The sequence below is a fragment of the Streptomyces sp. NPDC050759 genome (assembly GCF_044456945.1).
GTDB lineage: Bacteria > Actinomycetota > Actinomycetes > Streptomycetales > Streptomycetaceae > Streptomyces.
Window position 1 is genome coordinate 198,646 of sequence record NZ_JBITGI010000001.1, and the last position, 19,637, is coordinate 218,282.

Sequence of the window (19,637 nt, forward strand, 5' to 3'; positions counted from 1 at the left end):
CCGCTCCGTCAGTGCCGTGTACGGGAGTTGAGCCGGGCCGCCTTGCGGGTCAGGTAGTCGCGTTCGGCGAGGTTGGGGGCCTTGTGGGCGGCCTCGGCGTACAGGCGGGCCGCGGTCGTCGGGTCGCCGGCGCGTTCGTGGAGATAGGCCGCGGCCGCGGTGTGACGGGGCAGCGAGTCCTCGACAGCGGCCAGGGCGGCCAGGCCCGCGCGGGGGCCGTCCGCCTCGCCCACGGCGACCGCCCGGTTGAGGCGGACGACGGGGCTGTCGGTGAGGCGGGCGAGTTCGTCGTACCACTCGACGATCTGCACCCAGTCGGTCTCCTCGGCGGTGGGCGCGTCGGCGTGCAGGGCGGCGATCGCGGCCTGGGCCTGGAACTCGCCCAGCCGGTCGCGGGCGAGGGCGGACTGCAGGATCCGGACGCCCTCGGCGATCGCCGCGGTGTCCCAGCGGGTGCGGTCCTGCTCGGCGAGCGGCACCAGACCGCCGTCGGGCGCGGTGCGGGAGGCGCGGCGGGCGTGGTGGAGCAGCATGAGGGCGAGCAGCCCCGCGACCTCGGGGTGGTCGATCGCGGCGGCGAGCTGCCGGGTGAGCCGGATGGCCTCGGCGGCGAGGTCGACGTCGCCGGAGTAGCCCTCGTTGAAGACCAGGTACAGGACGCGCAGCACGGTGGCCACGTCGCCGGGCTGGTCGAAGCGGACACCGGAGACGGTCCGCTTGGCGCGGCTGATGCGCTGGGCCATGGTCGCCTCGGGGACGAGGTAGGCCTGGGCGATCTGGCGGGTGGTGAGTCCGCCGACGGCGCGCAGGGTGAGGGCGACGGCGGAGGACGGGGTGAGCGAGGGGTGGGCGCACAGGAAATAGAGCTGGAGGGTGTCGTCCACGGCGGGCGTGGGGCCGGGCGTCGGTTCCTCCTCGATACGTTCCTCACGCCGGCGGCGAGCGGTGTCCGAGCGGGTCGCGTCGAGGAACTTGCGCCAGGCCACGGTGACCAGCCAGCCCTTCGTGTCCCGCGGCGGGTCGGCCGGCCAGACCCGGACCGCCTCGACCAGCGCGTCCTGGACGGCGTCCTCGGCCGCCGCGAAGTCGGCTCCGCGGCGGACGAGGACGGTGAGCACGCTCGGCGTGAGGCTTCTGAGCAGCGCCTCATCCACCGGGGTGGCACTCCGGGTCGGTGGGCGACGCCGCGTAGAACGGGCGCAGCTCCAGCCACTCGTGGATCGGCTTCCCGCCTGCGCCGGGGGCGGCCGACAGCTCCCCGGCCAGCTCGAGGGCCCGCTCGTAGCTGTCGACGTCGATGACCATCCAGCCGGCGATGAGGTCCTTGGTCTCGGCGAACGGTCCGTCGGTGACGGGCGGGCGCCCCTCGCCGTCGTACCGCACCCACGTCCCCTCGGGAGCGAGCGCCTGCCCGTCGACGTACTCCCCGGTCTTCACCAGCCGGTCCGCGAAGTCCCGCATGTACTGCATGTGTGCCGAGATCTCCTCGGGCGTCCACTGCTCCATGGGCACGTCGTTGGCCGGAGCCGGAGCGCCACGGTAGTGCTTCAGCAGCAGGTACTTGGCCATGGTGTCTCTCCTCGGTCCCGATGCGACCCATTCTGGTCGCTCTCACCACGGGGACGGAGCGGGGCACGGGTTCTCGACATCACCGCGGAATTTCTTTTGCGGCCACTTCGACGGCCCCCGTCGGGTCATTCCACCCTCGGCCGTACCAGCCCCGACTCGTACGCGATCACCACGAGCTGGGCCCGGTCCCGGGCCCCCAGCTTGGCCATGGCCCGGTTGACGTGGGTCTTGACGGTGAGCGGGCTGACCTCCAGGCGCTCGGCGATCTCGTCGTTGGAGTGGCCACCGGCGACCTGGACGAGGACCTCGCGCTCGCGGACGGTGAGGGCGGCGAGGCGTTCGGAGCGCACCGGGTCGTTGTCGTCCGCGTCGCCCTGGGCGAGGAAGCGGGCGATCAGGCCCTTGGTGGCGGCCGGGGACAGCAGTGCCTCGCCGCCGGCCGCGACCCGGATGGCGCTGAGGAGTTCCTCGGGTTCGCTGCCCTTACCGAGGAAGCCGGAGGCACCGGCCCGCAGGGACTGCACGACGTAGTCGTCGACCTCGAAGGTGGTCAGGATGACCACACGGACATGGGCGAGGCCGGGGTCCTCGCTGATCATGCGGGTGGCCGCGAGGCCGTCCGTGCCGGGCATCCGGATGTCCATGAGGACGACGTCGGCGCGCTCCTGCCTGGTCAGCCGGACCGCCTCGGCGCCGTCGGACGCCTCGCCGACCACCTCCATGTCGGGCTCCGAGTCGACGAGCACACGGAACGCGCTGCGCAGCAGTGCCTGGTCGTCGGCGAGCAGGACACGGATCGTCATACGGGCTCTCCCGGCTTGTCCCTCGCGGTGGTTCGGGTCTTGACCGGCAGGATCGCATGGACGCGGAACCCGCCGCCGTAGCGGGGCCCGGTGGTGAGGGTGCCGCGCAGGGCGGTGACCCGCTCGCGCATGCCGAGCAGGCCGTGGCCGCCGCCGCTGTCGGGGTCGTCGTCCTCGCCGGCGCCGTTGTCGAGGACGGTGATCTCCAGATTGGGGCCGACGCGTACGACGCTGACCTCGGCCTTGGCCTCCGTGCCGGCGTGCTTCTGGACGTTGGTGAGGGCTTCCTGGATGACCCGGTAGGCGGCGAGGTCGACGGCGGCGGGGAGGGTGGTGCCGTGGTCGGTGCGGGCCACCTCGACATGGAGGCCCGCGCTGCGGAAGGTGCCGACGAGTTCGTCGAGGCGGGCGAGTCCGGGGGCGGGTTCGGTGGGGGCCTCGGGGTCGCCGGACTGTCTCAGCAGGCCGACGGTGGCGCGGAGTTCGTTGAGCGCGGAGCGGCTGGCCTCGCGGACGTGGGCGAGGGCTTCCTTGGCCTGGTCGGGGCGTTTGTCCATGATGTGCGCGGCGACTCCCGCCTGGACGTTGACCAGGGCGATGTGGTGGGCGACGACGTCGTGCAGGTCGCGGGCGATCCGCAGGCGTTCCTCGGCGACGCGGCGGCGGGCCTCCTCCTCACGGGTGCGTTCCGCCTTCTCCGCGCGCTCTCTTATGGCCTGGACGAAGGCGCGGCGGCTGCGGACGGCGTCGCCCGCGGTGGCACCGATACCGGTCCAGGCGAAGATGCCGAGGTTCTCCTGGGCGTACCAGGGCAGCGGCCCTGCGAGCATCGCGGCGCCGGTGAGCACGGTCATGGTGAGCAGGCCGGCCCGCAAGGTGGTGGGGCGGTCGGTGGCGGAGGCGACCGTGAACAGGGCGATGACGGCGGCCATGGCGACGGGGGCACGGGGATCACCGGTGACGCACTCGATGATGGAGGCGGTGCCGGTGAGGGCGAGGACCGTGAGCGGGGCACGGCGACGGAAAACCAGGGCCAGAGCCGCGAGGACCATGAGCACGAGGCTGAGGGGGGCCGGGGTGCGCAGACTCCAGCTGACGGCGTCCTTCTCATGGGGCGCCACGAAGGAGCCGGCCATCATGCAGACGAGGACGCCCGCCGCGAGGAGGGCGTCCAGGGCCAGGGGATGCGCCTTGAGCTGCTGTCTGGCGCGCTGGAGAGTGCTCACGTCCGCAACCGTACGGGTGCCCTGGCGGGGGCGGAACGGAGGCTGCCTGTACGTCCCGGGCGGCCGGGCCGGTGACGCGGTGACGGTCGTCCCCGGGAGCGCACCGTCCGCCCGGTCACCCCGGGATGAGGCCGTCGTCGCTGAGCAGGTCCCGGACCTCCTCCAGGGTGGCGTCCGGGGACGGGAGGATCAGTTCGGAAGGTTCCAGGGAGTCGTCCGGGAGGGGCTCGCCCAGGTCGCGGACCCTGGTGAGGAGGGCTTGGAGGGTGCGGCGGAAGCCCGGGCCGTCGCCGTTCTCCATCTCGGCCAGCAGCTCGTCGTCCAGCTTGTTCAGGTCGGCGAGGTGGCTCTCGGCCAGCCTCACCTGCCCCTCCCCCATGATCCGTACGATCATGTCGCCCTCCTCGGCGTGGGCCCTACTGCTTGTCGAAGCGTGGGGTGTCCTGCGGCTGCTGCTGGGACTGCGACTGGCCGGTGCCGCCCTCGATGGCCTGCTGCGACGACGAGCCTCCCGCCAGCTCCGCCTTCATGCGCTGCAGTTCCAGCTCTACATCCGTACCACCGGAGAGCCGGTCCAGCTCGGCCTGGATGTCGTCCTTGTGCATGCCGGACTGGTCGTCCAGGACGCCGGAGGCGAGCAGTTCGTCGATCGCGCCGGCCCGGGCCTGGAGCTGTGCCGTCTTGTCCTCGGCCCGCTGAATCGCCAGGCCGACGTCGCCCATCTCCTCGGAGATGCCGGAGAACGCCTCACCGATACGGGTCTGGGCCTGGGCCGCGGTGTACGTCGCCTTGATGGTCTCCTTCTTCGTACGGAAGGCGTCCACCTTGGCCTGGAGGCGCTGGGCCGCAAGGGTGAGCTTCTCCTCCTCGCCCTGGAGCGTGGAGTGCTGGGTCTCGAGGTCGGTCACCTGCTGCTGGAGCGCGGCCCGGCGCGAGAGCGCCTCGCGGGCCAGGTCCTCACGGCCCAGTGCGAGGGCCTTGCGGCCCTGGTCCTCCAGCTTGCCCGACTGGGACTGCAGCTGATTGAGCTGAAGCTCCAGGCGCTTGCGGCTGGTCGCCACATCGGCGACTCCCCGGCGCACCTTCTGGAGCAGCTCCAGCTGCTTCTGATACGAGTAATCGAGGGTTTCGCGCGGGTCCTCGGCCCGGTCAAGGGCCTTGTTCGCCTTCGCGCGGAAGATCATCCCCATACGCTTCATGACACCGCTCATGGGCTTCGCGCGCCCCCTTCTGACGGACTTCCAGCTCCAGCTCTGCGACAGAACCCACAGTACGGGCCCTGCATCCATTGACGCACTGTTCCGGGACGGATGCGCTCATCCCCAAGGACGACTGACCAATCCCTTGCTCCCGCGTGAGGAGTAGGTGACCTTCAGGGTGAGCAACCAGTCACCGGACGTCCCCTCTGTCCCCCTACATGACGACTGGCGTTGCCGGATCGTTCCCCACCGGGCTGGGGTCCAACCCCGGACACCCCTTACCCTTGGGTTTTGTGTTCCGTAGCCGTGCCACCAAGGAAGAGAAGGCCGCCGTCGCCGACAAGGCGCAGCTGACCGACTCCAAGCAGCCCCGCGACCCGCAGGCCCCCAAGGGCAGGCCCACGCCGAAGCGCAGTGAGGCCCAGTCCCAGCGCCGCAGCGTCGCCAATACGTCGCTGACGCGCAAGGACGCCGCCAAGCGCCAGCGCGAGGAGCGCCGCAGCGCGCTGGAGAGGCAGCGCCAGGCGCTGGCCGGCGGTGACGAGCGGTATCTGCCCGCGCGGGACAAGGGCCCGGTGCGCAAGTTCGCCCGCGACACCATCGACGCGCGGTTCAACGTGGCGGAGTTCTTCCTGCCGATGGCCGTGGTCATCCTCGTGCTGAGCCTGGTGCAGGTGGGTGCGCTGCAGAGCATCGCGCTGTTGCTGTGGCTCGTCGTGATCGTGCTCATCGTGCTCGACTCGATCCTCACCGGTTTCCGTCTGAAGAAGCGGCTCGCCGAGCGCTTCCCGGACCAGAACCGCAAGGGCGCGGTCGCCTACGCCCTGATGCGCTCCCTCCAGATGCGTCGCCTCCGGCTGCCGAAGCCGCAGGTCAAGCGCGGAGAGCGGCCCTGAGTACGACGTCTTTCTCCGGGGGCGCGGCGGATGCCTGGCTGAACAAGCTGGGCGGGCTGCGGAATGTCGTACGACAGGAGCTGGTGGCCCGGCAGCTCGACGAGCAGATAGTCGGGCGGTACCCCGTCGGGCAGCGGCTGCGGGTGCTCGACGTGGGCATGGGCCAGGGCACCCAGGCGCTGCGGCTGGCCCGGGCCGGGCACCAGGTGACCGGGCTCGAACAGGACTCCAGGATGGTCGCGGCGGCCCGTGAGGCCCTGTCCGCCGAGCCCGAGGGCATCCGGGAGCGGATGCGGATCGTCGAGGGCGACGGCCGGGACACCGGGGTGCACTTTCTGCCGGGCAGCTTCGACGTGGTGCTGTGCCACGGTGTGCTCATGTACGTCGAGGAGCCGGACCCGTTGCTCGCCGGGCTGGCCCGGATGCTGGCACCGGGCGGACTGCTGTCGCTGCTCGTGCGCAACGCCGACGCGCTGGCGATGCGGCCGGGGCTGGCCGGGGACTGGGCCGGCGCGCTGGGTGCCTTCGACACCACCGCCTACCGCAACCGGCTGGGCCTCGATGTGCGGGCCGACCGGCTGAGCACGCTGACCGCGACGCTCGCCGGCATCGGGGCACCGCTCCAGGCCTGGTACGGCGTGCGGGTGTTCACGGACACGGCGGCGGACGACACCGAGGCACCGGCCGATGTGGAGGCGCTGCTTGCCTGCGAGGAGCGGGCAGGGCGGACGGATCCGTATCGGGGGGTCGCCGCGCTGCTGCACCTGTGCGGCGTGCGGGGCTGAGCCCGTTCGGGCGAACAGCGCAGGCCCGGGCATTCGCCCCGACATGAGACTCGGGGCATGAATGCTTCGCGTACCCGTGCTCTGCGGTTGCCGGTGGCGACGCTCGTGTGTTCCGTCGTGCTCCTGTCCGGCTGTTCGGATTCCGGCTCCCCCGGCCGGCGGGAGGCCTCGACCACACAGGCCGCACAGCCCGCCCAGCCTGCCGTTCCCGCGGCCGACACCGACCTGCAGAGCGACTACCAGAAGGTGATCAGGGACGTTCTGCCGTCGGTCGTACAGATCCAGGCCGGCAGTGATCTGGGGTCCGGCGTGGTGTACGACGACAAGGGCCACATCGTCACCAACGCGCATGTCCTGGGCGACGAGAAGACCTTCAAAGTGACGATCCCGAACAGCGAGAACGAGCTGACCGCCACGCTCGTGTACGCCTATCCCGAACAGGACCTCGCCGTCATCGAGCTGGACAAGGTGCCGGACGGGCTGAGGGCGGCGGCCTTCGGGGATTCCGCGAAGGTCGCGGTCGGTCAGATCGTCCTCGCGATGGGCTCGCCGCTCGGTCTGTCGTCGAGCGTGACGCAGGGCATCGTCTCGGCGACCGGACGGACCGTCAGCGAGGACGGCGGGGGCGGGGCCGGCGCCACCATCGCCAACATGGTGCAGACCTCCGCGGCCATCAACCCCGGCAACAGCGGTGGCGCCCTCGTCAACCTCGACGGCCAGGTCATCGGCATCCCGACGCTCGCCGCGATCGACCCCAACTTCGGGGACAGCGCGGTGCCCGGGATCGGGTTCGCGATCCCCGCGTCGATGGTGAAGACGGTCGCCGATCAGATCATCGAGAACGGCAGGGTCACCGACTCGGGCCGGGCCGCGCTCGGCATCACCGGCCGCACGGTCGTCGACGACAGCTTCCGGGCCGTCGGGGTCGCGGTCGTGGATGTGAAGAACGGCGGGGCCGCGGACAAGGCCGGCATCGAGGCCGGGGACGTCATCACCAAGTTGGGGGACACCGGGATCACGACCATCACCTCGCTCTCCGAGGCGCTCGCGGCGGACCGGCCGGGTCAGCAGACCTCCGTGACCTTCACACGGGACGGCAGGGCGAAGACCGTGCGGGTGACGCTGGGTGAGCAGTAGCGCGGGTGGGCGAGGGCGTGCCACCCCCGCCCTTCCACGTCAGGCCTCCTCGGCCGCCCGCAGGCTCATCGGGCCGTAGATCTCCGTGGAGTCCTCGGAGAGCCGCACCTGTTCGGCGCCACCGGCGAGCAGTTCCTTCCAGAACTCGCCGAGCCAGGACTCGGCATCGCCCTGCGTGGTGAACTCCTCGGGCTCCACGGCGGGCTGGACCTCTGTGCCGTCGGCCTTCTCGAATCGCCACGTCCACGTTGCCATGCAGGCCTCCCTTGTGTGGGCACGTTCCGTGGCCGAGCCTATGCGCTCCGCTGGGTGCGACGGAACAAGATCGCGCCAGTTCGTTGGCTGCGGGCGCGTGGCGGCTGGTCGCGCCGTTCCCCGCGCCCCTGTCGGGGCGCCTCTGCGCGCGCATGATCAATAGGCACCGGCGAGAATCGTCGTGTGGAACTGACTTTGCTCGGCACCGGTGCCCCTGCGGGCCTGCCCAAGCCCTCCTGCCCCTGTGCCGCCTGTGCGACCGCGCTCGGCGCGGACGCCCGGGCTGCCACCTCCGTGCTCATCGACGAGACCCTGCTGCTCGACCTCACCCCCGGCGCCGCCTTCGCGGCCGCCCGTGCCGGGCACTCGCTCGGTGGCGTACGGCAGGTGCTGCTGTCGCACCCCCATGACGGGCCCCCCGTCGAGGTGCCCGCCGGGCTTCCACAGCCGGGGCGGGTGCCGGACGGGCGGGAGTTGACGTTGCTGACGGGGCATCGGGTGCGGGCCGTGGCGATGGACGCGCCGGGGACCGGGTACGCCGTCACCGGGCCCGACGGGCAGCGGGCGCTGTATCTGCCGCCGGGGGGTTCTCCCGCCGGGCTGGAGGAAGGGGCCGTCGAGTCGTACGACGTGGTGCTCGTCGATGTCGTACGGCGGCCGGACGCGCTGGCCCGGCTGCGGGCCGTGGGCGCTGTCGGGCCCACGACGGATGTGGTCGCCGTACATATCGATCACGACGTGCCGCCGGGGGCCGAGTTGCGGCGGCGGCTGGCCGCGGCGGGGACGCGGGCCGTGCCCGACGGGACGACGGTGTTCGCCGGGGTCTACGAGGACGTACCGGATGTGCCGCGGCGGACGCTGGTGCTGGGCGGGGCGCGGTCCGGGAAGTCGGTGGAGGCCGAGCGGCGGCTGGAGGCCTTCCCCGAGGTGCTGTACGTGGCGACCGGCGGGTCGCGGAACGGGGACACCGAGTGGGCCTCGCGGGTCTCAGCGCATCGGGAGCGGCGGCCCGGGTCGTGGCGTACGACCGAGACGTGCGATCTGGTGCCGCTGCTGAAGGACGACGGGGCGCCGCTGCTGATCGACTGTCTGTCGCTGTGGCTGACGGACGCGATGGACGCCGTGGGAGCGTGGGACGACGCGGAGTGGGCCGACGGCGGGGAGCGCGAACTGCGGGCGCGGGTGCGGGAGTTGACGGAGGCGGTGCGGGGCGCGCGGCGGACCGTGGTGGCCGTGTCCAACGAGGTGGGGTCGGGGATCGTGCCGGCCACCGCGTCCGGGCGCCGGTACCGGGACGAGCTGGGGCGGCTGAACGCGGCGTTCGCGGGCGAGTGCGAGCAGGTGGTGCTGGTGGTGGCGGGGCAGGCGATGGTGCTACGGGGCTGAGGTGGCCGCGTTCTTGCGGGCGATCACCCGGTACGCCTTCGCGAAGCGGGTGCCGGCGAGGAGGAGGGCCAGGGCGTGGTCCAGCGCTCTCGCGGCGGAGGCCAGCGGTCCGGTCGCCGTCGGGGGCAGGCGGGTCGTCAGGCGGCCCGGGATGTGCGCGGATCTGCGGGCCGTGGTGACGATCGTGCAGCCCTGGGACTCCAACTCGGCGCGGGGGTCGTCCGGGCATTCCACGAGGAGGTGGCCGCCGGGGCGCAGGACGGCGAGGGCGGCCTGCACATCCCTGGTGCGGGGCCGTTGGTTCAGCAGGCTGACCACGTCGTAGCGGGCGCGGAGACGGGCGGTGATCTGCGGGTCCGTCAGCCGGCCGAGGTGGCCTTCCTCCAGGCGTTCTACCGCCTGGGCGTGCAGGACGCGGTGGCTGAGGTCCAGGCCGTCGAAGGCCGTGTAGGGGAAGAACGCTCTCGCCGCCTCCGGGAAGTCCGCGTCCCCCGTCTCCACGTCCAGCCAGCTCTCCGGTTCGGGGAACGGCAGCATCGCGCGGGCGGTGGAGCGAAGACGCCGTACGGAAGGGGCGGTTGGTGCGGGCATGCGGCCTCCCGAGGACGTACGGCAATTCGTTGCAAAACGGAACGTATGGGATCGCGATCCTGGGTGCAATGACGTCATGGCCACGTGGCGCCGCCGTGTTCGATCAGGGCCGGTACTGTTCGGCGAATGAGCTCGCTTAATCTCGACGACTTCACCGATCTGATCGAGCGCCCCGACGGCGGGGTGCGTCGCGACGCCGAGGCACGCCGGGAGCGTCAGATCGTGCCGCCCGGGGCGCTGGGCCGCCTCGACGAACTGGGTGAGTGGCTGGCGGCGGCACAGTCGGCGGTACCGGTACGGCCGGTCGAACGGCCGCGGGTCGTGCTGTTCGCCGGTGACCACGGGGTCGCCGGACTGGGCGTCTCGGGGCGGGCCGCGGGCAGCGCTTCGGAGTTGGTGCGGGAGGTCCTCGAGGGCGGCCGTCCGGTGTCGATCCTCGCGCGGCGGCTGGGTGTGCCGGTGCGGGTCGTCGACATGGCGCTGGACTGCGATCCGGCCGAGCTGCCGGAGGAGGTCGTACGGCATCGGGTGCGGCGCGGGAGCGGTCGTATCGATGTCGAGGACGCGCTGACCCTCGAGGAGGCGGAGGCCGCGTTCCGGGCCGGGGTCGCGGTGGCCGACGAGGAGGCCGACTCCGGTACCGATCTCGTGGTGCTCGGCGATGTGAGCGTGGGCGGGACCACGGCGGCCGGGGTGCTGGTCGCGGCACTGTGCGGGACCGACGCCTCCGTGGTGACCGGGCGGGGCGGGACCGGGATCGACGACCTGGCGTGGATGCGCAAGTGCGCGGCGATCCGGGACGCGCTGCGGCGGGCGCGGCCGGTGCTCGGGGACCAGTTGCAACTGCTGGCGACCGTCGGCGGCGCCGACCTCGCCGCGATCACGGGCTTTCTCCTGCAGAGCGCGGTGCGCAAGCTGCCCGTCGTGCTGGACGGGGTGGTCGTGGCCGCCTGTGCGCTGGTGGGTCAGCGGATCGCGTTCCGGGCGCCGGACTGGTGGCTGGCCGGGCAGAACAGCGGTGAGCCGGGACAGACGAAGGCGCTGGACCGGATGGCCCTGGACCCGCTGCTCGACCACGGTGTGACGGTCGGGGAGGGTGCGGGCGGACTGCTGGCGCTGCCGCTGGTGCAGGCCGCGGCGGCGCTGGCCGCCGAGCTGCCGGAGAGGCCCGCGGTTACCGAGGAGGAGCCGGAGAAGGTGGCCGACGAGGAGTAGTCCAGGACAGGTGGGTGCCCTTGCGGCAGAATCGCCGGCGCAAGGGGCATGATCGCCCTTCATGGGAGATGTCCGAGTTGCACCTGTTCGGAATGTCCGCCGGTCCACCGTCGCCTCGCGGCGGGCCGCCGGTTTCGCCGTCTGGTACCTGAGGGTCGTCGCGTTCGTCAACTTCCTCAGCGCGGTGTGGGTCTCGCTGGGGCAGGACGTGCGGCGGCACAACCAGGAGGACTTCTTCACGCCGTATCTGCTGACGGCGGGCTTCGCCTCCGGGGTGTTCACGGCCTTCCTCGCCATCACCATGCGGCGGCGCAAGCGGGCGGCGTGGATCCTGAACCTGGTGCTGTCGGGGGCGTTCCTCGCGCTGTTCGTCCTCGCGATGGCGTTCCCGGAGATCCGGCGGTACGCGCAGAACTGGATCTCGCTGGTCCTCACCGCCGCCTTCGTGGTGGCCCTGCTCGTCGGCCGGCGGGAGTTCTACGCCAAGGGTGACCGGTCCAATCCGCGGCTCGCCGCCGCCGTGGCCGTGGGCGGACTGCTCGTGTCCTCGTTGCTGGCCGCGCTGCTGGTGACCGTCACCAACCAGGCGTCCAGGTCGTCGGCCTTCACGGAGCGGTGGTGGTACGGCACGCTGCGGCTGGTCTCCGTCGCCGCCGACGACTCCCGCTTCGACGGGATCCTGACGCCGAACTGGGTCAACGTCGTCATCAACGTCCTCAGCACGATCCTCGTCCTCGCCGTCCTCTACGCCGCCTTCCGCTCCCGGCGTGCCGTCGACCCGCTCAGCGAGGACGACGAGCGGCGCCTGCGGGAACTGCTGGAGCGGCACGGGGAGCGGGACTCGCTCGGGTACTTCGCGCTGCGCAGGGAGAAGAGCGTCGTCTGGTCGCCGACCGGGAAGGCGGCCGTGACCTACCGGGTCGTCAGCGGGGTCTCGCTGGCCTCCGGCGATCCGATCGGCGACCCGGAGGCCTGGCCGGGGGCGATCGGGCCGTGGCTCGCCGAGGCGCGGGCGCACGGGTGGCTGCCGGCGGTGATGGGCGCGGGGGAGGACGCGGGGACGGTGTACGCGCGGCACGGCCTGAACGCGCTGGAGCTGGGTGACGAGGCGATCGTCGAGGTCTCCGAGTTCACGCTGGAGGGGCGGGCGATGCGGACCGTCCGGCAGGCCTTCAACCGGGTCAAACGGGCCGGGTACACCGTGCGGATCCGGCGCCACGAGGAGATCCCGGCCGAGGAGATGGCGGCTCTCGTACGGCATGCGGACGACTGGCGGGACGGGGCCACCGAGCGCGGGTTCAGCATGGCGCTGGGGCGGCTCGGGGATCCGGCGGACGGCCGGTGCGTCGCGCTGGAGTGCAGGGCCGGCGACGGTGAGCTGAAGGCGGTGCTGTCCTTCGTGCCGTGGGGGCCGCACGGGCTGTCCCTCGACCTCATGCGCCGGGATCGCGACGCGGAGAACGGCCTCATGGAGTTCATGGTCATCGAGCTGCTGAACCGGGCCCAGGAGATTCAGATCACCCAGGTTTCGCTCAACTTCGCCATGTTCCGTTCGGTCTTCGAACGTGGTGCGCGTCTTGGTGCGGGGCCGGTGCTGCGGCTGTGGCGGTCGCTGCTCAGCTTCTTCTCGCGCTGGTGGCAGATCGAGTCCCTGTACCGGGCCAACGCCAAGTACCGGCCCATCTGGGAACCGCGGTTCCTGCTCTTCGAGAAGAGCGCGGACCTGCCGCGCATCGGCATCGCCTCGGCCCGCGCGGAGGGGTTCCTGGAGGTGCCGGGACTGCCGGGATGGCTACGGCGGCGGGAGCACCTGAGTACGCACAGATGAGAACCAGGGGATGAGGGCCGTGGGATGAAGACGCTCGCCCGCTGGGCCCGCGCGGAGTGGGGGCCGCTGTACGTCACCGTGCGCGGGCCGTTGCTCCGGCGGGGGTGGCGGGCGGTCCCCCTGGCCCTGACGGCCGTGTGTCTGACGGCGGCCCTGCACGTCGTGCACAACCAGTCGTGGGGCTACGGCTTCGTCCAGGACGTCGGTGCCGTACGCGCCGCGGACCCGCTGTGGCTCGCCCTGCTCCGCACTCCTCTCTCCCTGTTCGTACCGGCCCTGGACCTGCCAGTGTGGGGCGCGCTGGCGCAGATTCTGTTCGTGTTCGGGATCGCCGAGGTCTGTCTGGGCCGGTGGCGGACGCTCGCTCTGGCCTACGCGGCCACGCTCGCCGGAACGCTGTACGCGCGCGTGGGCGTCTGGCTGGGCCCCGACAGCCCACTCGGCCTGTCCGCCGCGGACGCGCACGTCGTCGACACCGGCCCGTCGGCGGCCGTGGTGGGTCTCGCCGTCTTCCTCGGCCTGCGCTACGGCGCCCGGCTCACCGCGGGTGCCGTCATCGCGTCGATGGTGGCGGAGGTGCTGATGAAGGAGAACCTCGCCGGCAAGGAGCACCTGGCGGCGATCGCGGCGATGCTGATCCTGTGCGGAATCCCGGCGGCACGCCGGCGGTGCGCGAGGGAAGGGGCGGGGTCTGGGCTGCCGCCCGGCGAGCCCTGAGACTCATCCCGATGCCGGTCGGGGCTGCGGCCCTCGGGCCCCGGAAACCGGCGTTGACGCCGACCGCTCCGTACCTCTGACCAAGTTCCCCGCCGCGCGTCAGCGGCGTTCCAGTGACGGGGTCGGGTCCGGTTTGCCGCCGATCAGGTCCTGGAACTTCCGGCGGGGGCCCGACCAGCGCTTGTCGCGGCGGTAGGCGCGCAGGGTGGCGCGGGCGCGGGCGCGCGGGCGGCGCCGGTAGAAGCGCCGGGCCCAGGGGGAACCCGGGCGGGCCAGGCGCATGGCACCGATCAGGCCGACGAGCGGGACGATCACGCTGAAGATCGCCATCCGGGTCTTGCCCTTGAACAGGACGAGCATCGCGAAGAGGAAGTTGACCACCACGCTGGTGATCACGCCGCCGCGGTCCTGGGCCTCCTCCTGTGTCACGTCGTTGACGCCGAACGGCGAGAATCCCGCGAGCATCAGGCCGACCAGCGCCGCGGTGAGGACGACGACCTCGACGCTCTTGCGGCCCTCCTCGGTCCAGTAGACGTCGTCGAGATGCAGGATCAGCGCGAACTCGTCCAGCACCAGACCCGCGCCCATGCCGAAGACGACCGCGCACAGCCCCGCCACGAAGCCGTGCCGCCCGCTCCCGACCGCGCCGAAGCCGCCGACGACGGTGAGGACGACTCCGGGGACCACGTGGTGGATGTGCACCCCTCCGGTGCTGACGTTGCCGAAGGGGCCCTTGCCCGCCCGGATGAGCCGGGTGACGACCCGCGTGATCAGGAAGGTCAGGACGAACGCGGTCAGGGTGAGAAGCAACGGCAGCTTGCCCGGTTCCACGATGTTGCGCTCCAGCCAGTGACCCATGTCCCCAGTCTCCGACCGGCAGGGGTGGGCCGCCCGGCGGCCACGGCGTCCGGGCTACCCTGCCGACGTGTCCATGACCCCACCCCCGCTCGACGGTCTCCGCTTCGCCTTCGGCACGCTCAGCGTGCTCCCCGTGAAGGTGACCCGCTGGGACCGGGAGGCGGCACGCGGCGGAATGCTGTGCGCTCCGCTGGTCGGGGTGGTCCTGGGGTGTGCGTCCGCCGCGCTGGGCCTCCTGCTCCTGGCCCTTGGCTCCTCCGCACCGCTCGCCGCGGTCGCCACGGTCGCCGTACCGGCGGTCCTCACGCGGGGCCTGCACCTCGACGGCCTCGCGGACACCGCCGACGGGCTGGGCAGCGGCAAGCCCGCCGAGGACGCCCTGCGGATCATGAAGCAGTCGGACATCGGACCGTTCGGGGTGCTCACCCTCGTCCTCGTGCTGCTCGCCCAGGTGGCCGCGCTGTCGCAGTTGTACGGCGACTCGTGGGCGCGGGGTGCGACGGCGGCCGTGGTCTCGGCGACGGCCGCGCGTCTGGCCCTGACGCTGGCGGCCCGCGCCGGGGTCCCGCCGGCCAGGCCGGAGGGCCTGGGGGCCGCGGTGGCGGGGGTGGTCCCCGTACGGAGTGCGATACCGGTTGCCGTCGCGGTGACGCTCGGGGCGGCCGGAGCGGGGGCGCTCCTCGGGTCGTACGACGTCGTCCGCACGGTCCTGGCGGTCGCCGCCGCCGTGGCAGCGGCCGAGCTGCTCCTGCGGCACTGCACGCGCCGCTTCGGCGGAGTGACCGGGGACGTGTTCGGAGGGCTGGCGGAGACGGCGGCGACGACGGCACTGGTGATCCTGTCGATCAACGTCTAACAGGCCTCGCGCCACACCCCGAGTTCGTACTTCTTCAGCATCGAACTCAGCTTCAGCCGCCGGGACTCGGCGCAGAAGCGGCTGGTGGGCAGTTCGTACTCGACGTGGAAGACCGCCTTGTCCGCCTTGATGAACGGCTCCATGTCCGCGCACTCGGCGTACTGCGCGCACTGCTCGTTGACCGCGAAGTCGAAGTCCCCCACCAGCTGCGGGATCTGGTCGAGGTCGTTCTTCAGGCCGACCGACAGCCCGCGGTCGTGGGCCAGTCGGGCGATCAGGCGGTTGTAGCGGAGCTGGTCCGCCGCCGTCATTCCGAAGCCCGTGCGGTTCTTGTAGCCGTCCATGTTGTCCGGCTCCACCGCGTCGAAGCCCTTCTCCCGGCACATGTCGAGGCGGTCCGCCATCAGCGGTTCCAGGACGTCCGTGGCGCGGATGTCGAGCCAGCGCTCCCCCTCCCAGCCGTTGCCGCGTCCGATCACCGACTTGGGGAACGCGCCGGCGTCGGGGCGCCAGTCCTCCCACGCGCCGGTGGAGAGGTAGCAGATGACCTTGCGGCCCTCGCGGTGCAGGGACGACACCACTGCCTCGGACTGGTCGAAGCCGTCGATGTCGTACACCGGCACGTCCACGGACGTGTCGACACGGCCGGTCAGCTGCCACTGCCAGGCGACGCCGGGGCGGGGCCGCCAACGGGAGTCGCCGGACGCGGAGTCGGGGGTGGAGTCGGGGGTGGCCGAGCATCCCGTCAACAGGAGGAGCAGGGTGACGAGCAGGAGAGGGCGCTTCAACGGACGGCTCCAGACAGTACGACGGCGTATGCCAGGGATGATCTCGTGTGCCGCAGCCGGAGGTACGCTCGGCCGACCCGAGCGTAGGCTCGTCCCGGGTGGTCGCCGACAGGGGTGAAGGCCCCGATCGGGGCCCGTGCTCGGACACGAAATAGGGTCGGCCGTCGGGCCCGGTCGACCCACCCGTTTCGACCCAGGCAACTTCACATCGGAAGCGAGAATTCACCACCGTGACTGCTCTCACTCTCAGCTCCTCCGCGGCGCCCGGCCTGCGGGCCGACGCGATCGTGATCGGTGTCGCCAAGGGCGCTGCGTCCAGGTCCGGGGACCTGGTAGTGGCGCCGGGCGCCGAATCCGTGGACAAGGCCTACGACGGCAGGCTCGCCGGCGTCCTGGAGACCCTCGGTGCCTCCGGCGCCGAGGGCGAGGTGACGAAGCTGCCGGCGCCCTCCGGCATCAAGTCGCCGCTCGTGGTGGCCGTGGGCCTGGGCGCCGAGCCCGAGAAGGACTCCTCCTTCGACCCAGAGGCGCTGCGCAAGGCCGCCGGTGTCGCCGCCCGCGCACTGGCCGGCGCGAAGAAGGCCGTGTTCGTACTGCCGATCGGCGACGCCGCCGACCTCGGCGCGGTCGCCGAGGGCGTGCTGCTCGGGGCGTACTCCTTCACCGCCTACAAGGAGAATGCGCCTTCGAAGAACGACGCCAAGGCGAAGAACGGCAAGGCTCCGCTGGCCGAGGCCACGCTGCTGGGCGGCAAGCCGCGGGACGCCGCGTACAAGGCCGCGCTGGCCCGGGCCACCGCGGTCGCCGAGGAGCTCAACCGCGCGCGCGACCTCGTCAACATGCCGCCGAACGACCTGAACCCCGAGGTGTTCGCCTCGATCGTGCAGACCGCGGGCAAGGAGCACGGCCTCAAGGTGCAGGTGCTCGACGTGAAGGCGCTGGAGAAGGGCGGCTACGGCGGCATCCTCGGCGTCGGCGCGGGGTCGGCCTCGGGGCCGCGGCTGGTGAAGCTGTCGTACACCTCGTCCAAGGCGAAGAAGCACCTCGCGCTGGTCGGCAAGGGGATCACGTACGACTCGGGCGGCATCTCGCTGAAGCCGGCGGGTCACAACGAGACGATGAAGTGCGACATGAGCGGGGCGGCGGCGGTGTTCGCGGCCGTGGTCTCGGCCGCGCGCCTGGGTCTCGAGGTCAACGTCACCGGGTGGCTGGCGCTCGCCGAGAACATGCCGTCGGGGTCGGCCACGCGCCCCGGCGACGTGCTGCGGATGTACAGCGGCAAGACCGTGGAGGTGCTCAACACCGACGCGGAGGGGCGGCTGGTGCTCGCCGACGCCCTGTGGGCCGCGTCGGCGGAGAAGCCGGACGCGATCGTGGACGTGGCGACGCTGACGGGCGCGATGATGCTGGCGCTGGGGAGCCGGACGTTCGGGATCATGTCCAACGACGACGCGTTCCGTACGGCGGTGTACGAGGCCGCGGAGGAGGTCGGGGAGCCTGCCTGGCCCATGCCGCTGCCGGAGCACCTGCGCAAGGGGATGGACTCTCCCACCGCCGATATCGCGAACATGGGTGAACGGATGGGCGGTGGCCTTGTCGCCGGGCTCTTCCTGCGGGAGTTCGTGGGTGAGGGGATCACCTGGGCGCACCTCGACATCGCGGGGCCGGCGTTCAACGACGGTGGGCCGTTCGGGTACACGCCGAAGGGTGGGACGGGGTCTGCGGTGCGGACGTTGGTGCGGCTGGCGGAGCTTGTCGGCTCCGGTGACCTGGGGTGACGGTCGCCCAATAGCTCGGACGCTGCGGGGCGTGGGCGGCTGCGGGCCGGTTGTGGCTGGTCGCGCAGTTCCCCGCGCCCCTGGGTGTGTCATCGCGTCCCTGGTTGAAAGTCTCACCGGGTCTCCCTTTCACATGTGAGCGTGTGGTGTCTCACACCCCGGCCCGGCGTCTCGTTCAGGGCTGACAAGTGCGAAGATGGGGCTCGGCAGGACAGGGCCCCCACACAGGGCCGAAGAAAGAGCGGCCGGACACCAGCCGCCGCGCGGTCACTGGAGACCGGCGTACGGCGCACATGCATGGAGGACGTGACGTGGCGAACGACGCCAGCACCGTTTTCGACCTAGTGATCCTCGGCGGTGGTAGTGGCGGTTACGCCGCGGCCCTGCGCGGGGCTCAGCTGGGGCTTGACGTCGCCCTGATCGAGAAGGACAAGGTCGGCGGTACCTGCCTGCACCGGGGATGCATCCCCACCAAGGCCCTGCTGCACGCGGGCGAGATCGCCGACCAGGCCCGCGAGAGCGAGCAGTTCGGCGTGAAGACCACCTTCGAGGGCATCGACATCGCCGGGGTGCACAAGTACAAGGACGGCGTGGTCGCCGGCCTGTACAAGGGCCTGCAGGGGCTTGTCGCCTCCCGGAAGGTCCACTACATCGAGGGTGAGGGCCGGCTGTCGTCGCCGACCTCCGTCGATGTCAACGGTCAGCGCATCCAGGGCCGCCACGTGCTCCTCGCGACCGGCTCCGTGCCGAAGTCGCTGCCGGGCCTGGAGATCGACGGCAACCGGATCATCTCCTCGGACCACGCCCTCGTCCTGGACCGCGTGCCGAAGTCCGCGATCATCCTGGGCGGCGGTGTCATCGGCGTCGAGTTCGCCTCGGCGTGGAAGTCCTTCGGGTCGGACATCACGATCATCGAGGGTCTCAAGCACCTCGCCCCGCTCGAGGACGAGAACTCCTCCAAGCTGCTCGAGCGCGCCTTCCGCAAGCGCGGCATCAAGTTCAACCTGGGCACCTTCTTCCAGAAGGCCGAGTACACCCAGGACGGCGTCAAGGTCACCCTCGCCGACGGCAAGGAGTTCGAGGCCGAGGTGCTGCTGGTGGCCGTCGGCCGCGGGCCCGTCTCCGCCGGTCTCGGCTACGAGGAGCAGGGCGTCGCGATGGACCGCGGCTACGTCCTGGTCGACGAGTACATGCGCACCAACGTCCCGACCATCTCCGCCGTCGGTGACCTGGTCCCCACGCTCCAGCTCGCGCACGTCGGCTTCGCCGAGGGCATCCTGGTCGCGGAGCGTCTGGCCGGTCTGAAGACCGTTCCGATCGACTACGACGGTGTCCCGCGGGTGACGTACTGCCACCCCGAGGTCGCCTCCGTGGGCATCACCGAGGCCAAGGCCAAGGAGATCTACGGTGCGGACAAGGTCGTCGCTCTGAAGTACAACCTCGCGGGCAACGGCAGGAGCAAGATCCTGAACACCGCGGGCGAGATCAAGCTCGTCCAGGTGAAGGACGGTGCCGTGGTCGGCGTCCACATGGTCGGCGACCGCATGGGCGAGCAGGTCGGCGAGGCCCAGTTGATCTACAACTGGGAGGCGCTGCCGGCCGAGGTCGCCCAGCTCATCCACGCCCACCCGACGCAGAACGAGGCGCTCGGCGAGGCGCACCTGGCCCTCGCGGGCAAGCCGCTGCACGCGCACGACTGATCCCTCGGTCGACGAAGCGACGATCACAGACTTCCGCAATTCGTAAGGAG

General features: G+C 71.5%; 20 protein-coding genes. 10 read left to right on the top strand and 10 right to left on the bottom strand.

Annotated features, from left to right (window positions below):
* Positions 1-8 precede the first annotated feature (8 nt).
* From ACIBJB_RS00895 to ACIBJB_RS00920, 6 genes are all read right to left on the bottom strand, one after another.
* Positions 9-1,154 (bottom strand): RNA polymerase sigma factor, encoded by a 1,146-nt coding sequence (locus ACIBJB_RS00895; RefSeq protein ID WP_398925133.1) that lies wholly within the window; start codon positions 1,152-1,154, stop codon positions 9-11.
* Positions 1,147-1,569 (bottom strand): YciI family protein, encoded by a 423-nt coding sequence (locus tag ACIBJB_RS00900; protein ID WP_398925135.1) that lies wholly within the window; start codon positions 1,567-1,569, stop codon positions 1,147-1,149. Before ACIBJB_RS00900 ends, ACIBJB_RS00895 begins: the two co-directional genes overlap by 8 nt.
* A 125-nt stretch (positions 1,570-1,694) precedes the next feature.
* Complete coding sequence (locus ACIBJB_RS00905) at positions 1,695-2,372, bottom strand: response regulator (protein ID WP_398925137.1); 678 nt, start codon at positions 2,370-2,372, stop codon at positions 1,695-1,697.
* Positions 2,369-3,598: a sensor histidine kinase gene (locus tag ACIBJB_RS00910; RefSeq protein WP_398925139.1), complete on the bottom strand. Its 1,230-nt coding sequence runs from the start codon at positions 3,596-3,598 to the stop codon at positions 2,369-2,371. Before ACIBJB_RS00910 ends, ACIBJB_RS00905 begins: the two co-directional genes overlap by 4 nt.
* 115 nt (positions 3,599-3,713) lie before the next feature.
* Positions 3,714-3,992, bottom strand: a complete 279-nt coding sequence (locus ACIBJB_RS00915) for a hypothetical protein (RefSeq protein WP_398925141.1) — start codon at positions 3,990-3,992, stop codon at positions 3,714-3,716.
* 22 nt (positions 3,993-4,014) lie between these two features.
* Positions 4,015-4,797, bottom strand: coding sequence for a PspA/IM30 family protein (locus tag ACIBJB_RS00920; protein WP_242435893.1), 783 nt, complete (start codon positions 4,795-4,797; stop codon positions 4,015-4,017).
* Positions 4,798-5,015: 218 nt separating this feature from the next.
* Between ACIBJB_RS00920 and ACIBJB_RS00925 the strand changes: the two genes are divergently transcribed.
* From ACIBJB_RS00925 to ACIBJB_RS00935, 3 genes are all read left to right on the top strand, one after another.
* The gene (locus tag ACIBJB_RS00925; protein ID WP_398925143.1) at positions 5,016-5,693 is read left to right on the top strand and encodes a DUF3043 domain-containing protein; all 678 of its coding nucleotides are present in this window, start codon (positions 5,016-5,018) and stop codon (positions 5,691-5,693) included.
* An 83-nt stretch (positions 5,694-5,776) separates the two neighbouring features.
* Complete coding sequence (locus ACIBJB_RS00930) at positions 5,777-6,478, top strand: methyltransferase domain-containing protein (protein ID WP_398925145.1); 702 nt, start codon at positions 5,777-5,779, stop codon at positions 6,476-6,478.
* Between the two features lie 57 nt (positions 6,479-6,535).
* Positions 6,536-7,615, top strand: coding sequence for a S1C family serine protease (locus ACIBJB_RS00935; protein WP_398925147.1), 1,080 nt, complete (start codon positions 6,536-6,538; stop codon positions 7,613-7,615).
* 39 nt (positions 7,616-7,654) lie between these two features.
* Here the strand turns inward: ACIBJB_RS00935 and ACIBJB_RS00940 are convergent, their stop codons facing one another.
* Positions 7,655-7,870, bottom strand: coding sequence for a hypothetical protein (locus ACIBJB_RS00940; protein WP_398925149.1), 216 nt, complete (start codon positions 7,868-7,870; stop codon positions 7,655-7,657).
* 183 nt (positions 7,871-8,053) lie between these two features.
* Here ACIBJB_RS00940 and ACIBJB_RS00945 point away from each other — a divergent pair, with 183 nt between their 5' ends.
* A complete protein-coding gene (locus ACIBJB_RS00945; protein WP_398925151.1) occupies positions 8,054-9,256 on the top strand; it encodes a bifunctional adenosylcobinamide kinase/adenosylcobinamide-phosphate guanylyltransferase in 1,203 nt (400 codons plus the stop codon).
* Here the strand turns inward: ACIBJB_RS00945 and ACIBJB_RS00950 are convergent.
* Entirely contained in the window at positions 9,245-9,847 is a 603-nt protein-coding gene (locus ACIBJB_RS00950; RefSeq protein WP_398925154.1) for a MarR family transcriptional regulator, read from the bottom strand. The genes ACIBJB_RS00945 and ACIBJB_RS00950 overlap by 12 nt on opposite strands.
* Positions 9,848-9,973: 126 nt before the next feature.
* Between ACIBJB_RS00950 and cobT the strand changes: the two genes are divergently transcribed.
* The 3 genes from cobT to ACIBJB_RS00965 all read left to right on the top strand — a co-directional run bounded on the left by cobT (position 9,974) and on the right by ACIBJB_RS00965 (position 13,607).
* Positions 9,974-11,062 carry a nicotinate-nucleotide--dimethylbenzimidazole phosphoribosyltransferase gene (cobT, locus tag ACIBJB_RS00955; RefSeq protein WP_398925157.1) on the top strand — a complete coding sequence of 363 codons (1,089 nt, stop codon included), beginning with the start codon at positions 9,974-9,976 and terminating at the stop codon, positions 11,060-11,062.
* Between the two features lie 61 nt (positions 11,063-11,123).
* On the top strand, positions 11,124-12,890 hold the full coding sequence (locus ACIBJB_RS00960) for a phosphatidylglycerol lysyltransferase domain-containing protein (protein WP_398925158.1): 1,767 nt from the start codon (positions 11,124-11,126) through the stop codon (positions 12,888-12,890).
* Between the two features lie 24 nt (positions 12,891-12,914).
* Positions 12,915-13,607 (top strand): hypothetical protein, encoded by a 693-nt coding sequence (locus ACIBJB_RS00965; protein ID WP_398925160.1) that lies wholly within the window; start codon positions 12,915-12,917, stop codon positions 13,605-13,607.
* Between the two features lie 99 nt (positions 13,608-13,706).
* On the opposite strand, the gene ACIBJB_RS00970 is transcribed toward ACIBJB_RS00965, so the two are convergent.
* Entirely contained in the window at positions 13,707-14,465 is a 759-nt protein-coding gene (locus ACIBJB_RS00970) for a hypothetical protein (protein ID WP_398925162.1), read from the bottom strand.
* Between the two features lie 73 nt (positions 14,466-14,538).
* On the opposite strand from ACIBJB_RS00970, the gene cobS reads away from it, so the two are divergent.
* Positions 14,539-15,321 carry an adenosylcobinamide-GDP ribazoletransferase gene (gene cobS / locus ACIBJB_RS00975; protein ID WP_398926787.1) on the top strand — a complete coding sequence of 261 codons (783 nt, stop codon included), beginning with the start codon at positions 14,539-14,541 and terminating at the stop codon, positions 15,319-15,321.
* On the opposite strand, the gene ACIBJB_RS00980 is transcribed toward cobS, so the two are convergent.
* Positions 15,318-16,109: an endo alpha-1,4 polygalactosaminidase gene (locus tag ACIBJB_RS00980; RefSeq protein WP_398925164.1), complete on the bottom strand. Its 792-nt coding sequence runs from the start codon at positions 16,107-16,109 to the stop codon at positions 15,318-15,320. The two genes, cobS and ACIBJB_RS00980, sit on opposite strands and share 4 nt — an antisense overlap.
* A gap of 230 nt (positions 16,110-16,339) precedes the next feature.
* On the opposite strand from ACIBJB_RS00980, the gene ACIBJB_RS00985 reads away from it, so the two are divergent.
* Both ACIBJB_RS00985 and lpdA read left to right on the top strand, forming a co-directional pair.
* Positions 16,340-17,887, top strand: coding sequence for a leucyl aminopeptidase (locus tag ACIBJB_RS00985; protein WP_398925166.1), 1,548 nt, complete (start codon positions 16,340-16,342; stop codon positions 17,885-17,887).
* Between the two features lie 311 nt (positions 17,888-18,198).
* Complete coding sequence (gene lpdA, locus ACIBJB_RS00990; RefSeq protein ID WP_398925168.1) at positions 18,199-19,587, top strand: dihydrolipoyl dehydrogenase; 1,389 nt, start codon at positions 18,199-18,201, stop codon at positions 19,585-19,587.
* The last annotated feature ends 50 nt before the right edge of the window (positions 19,588-19,637 follow it).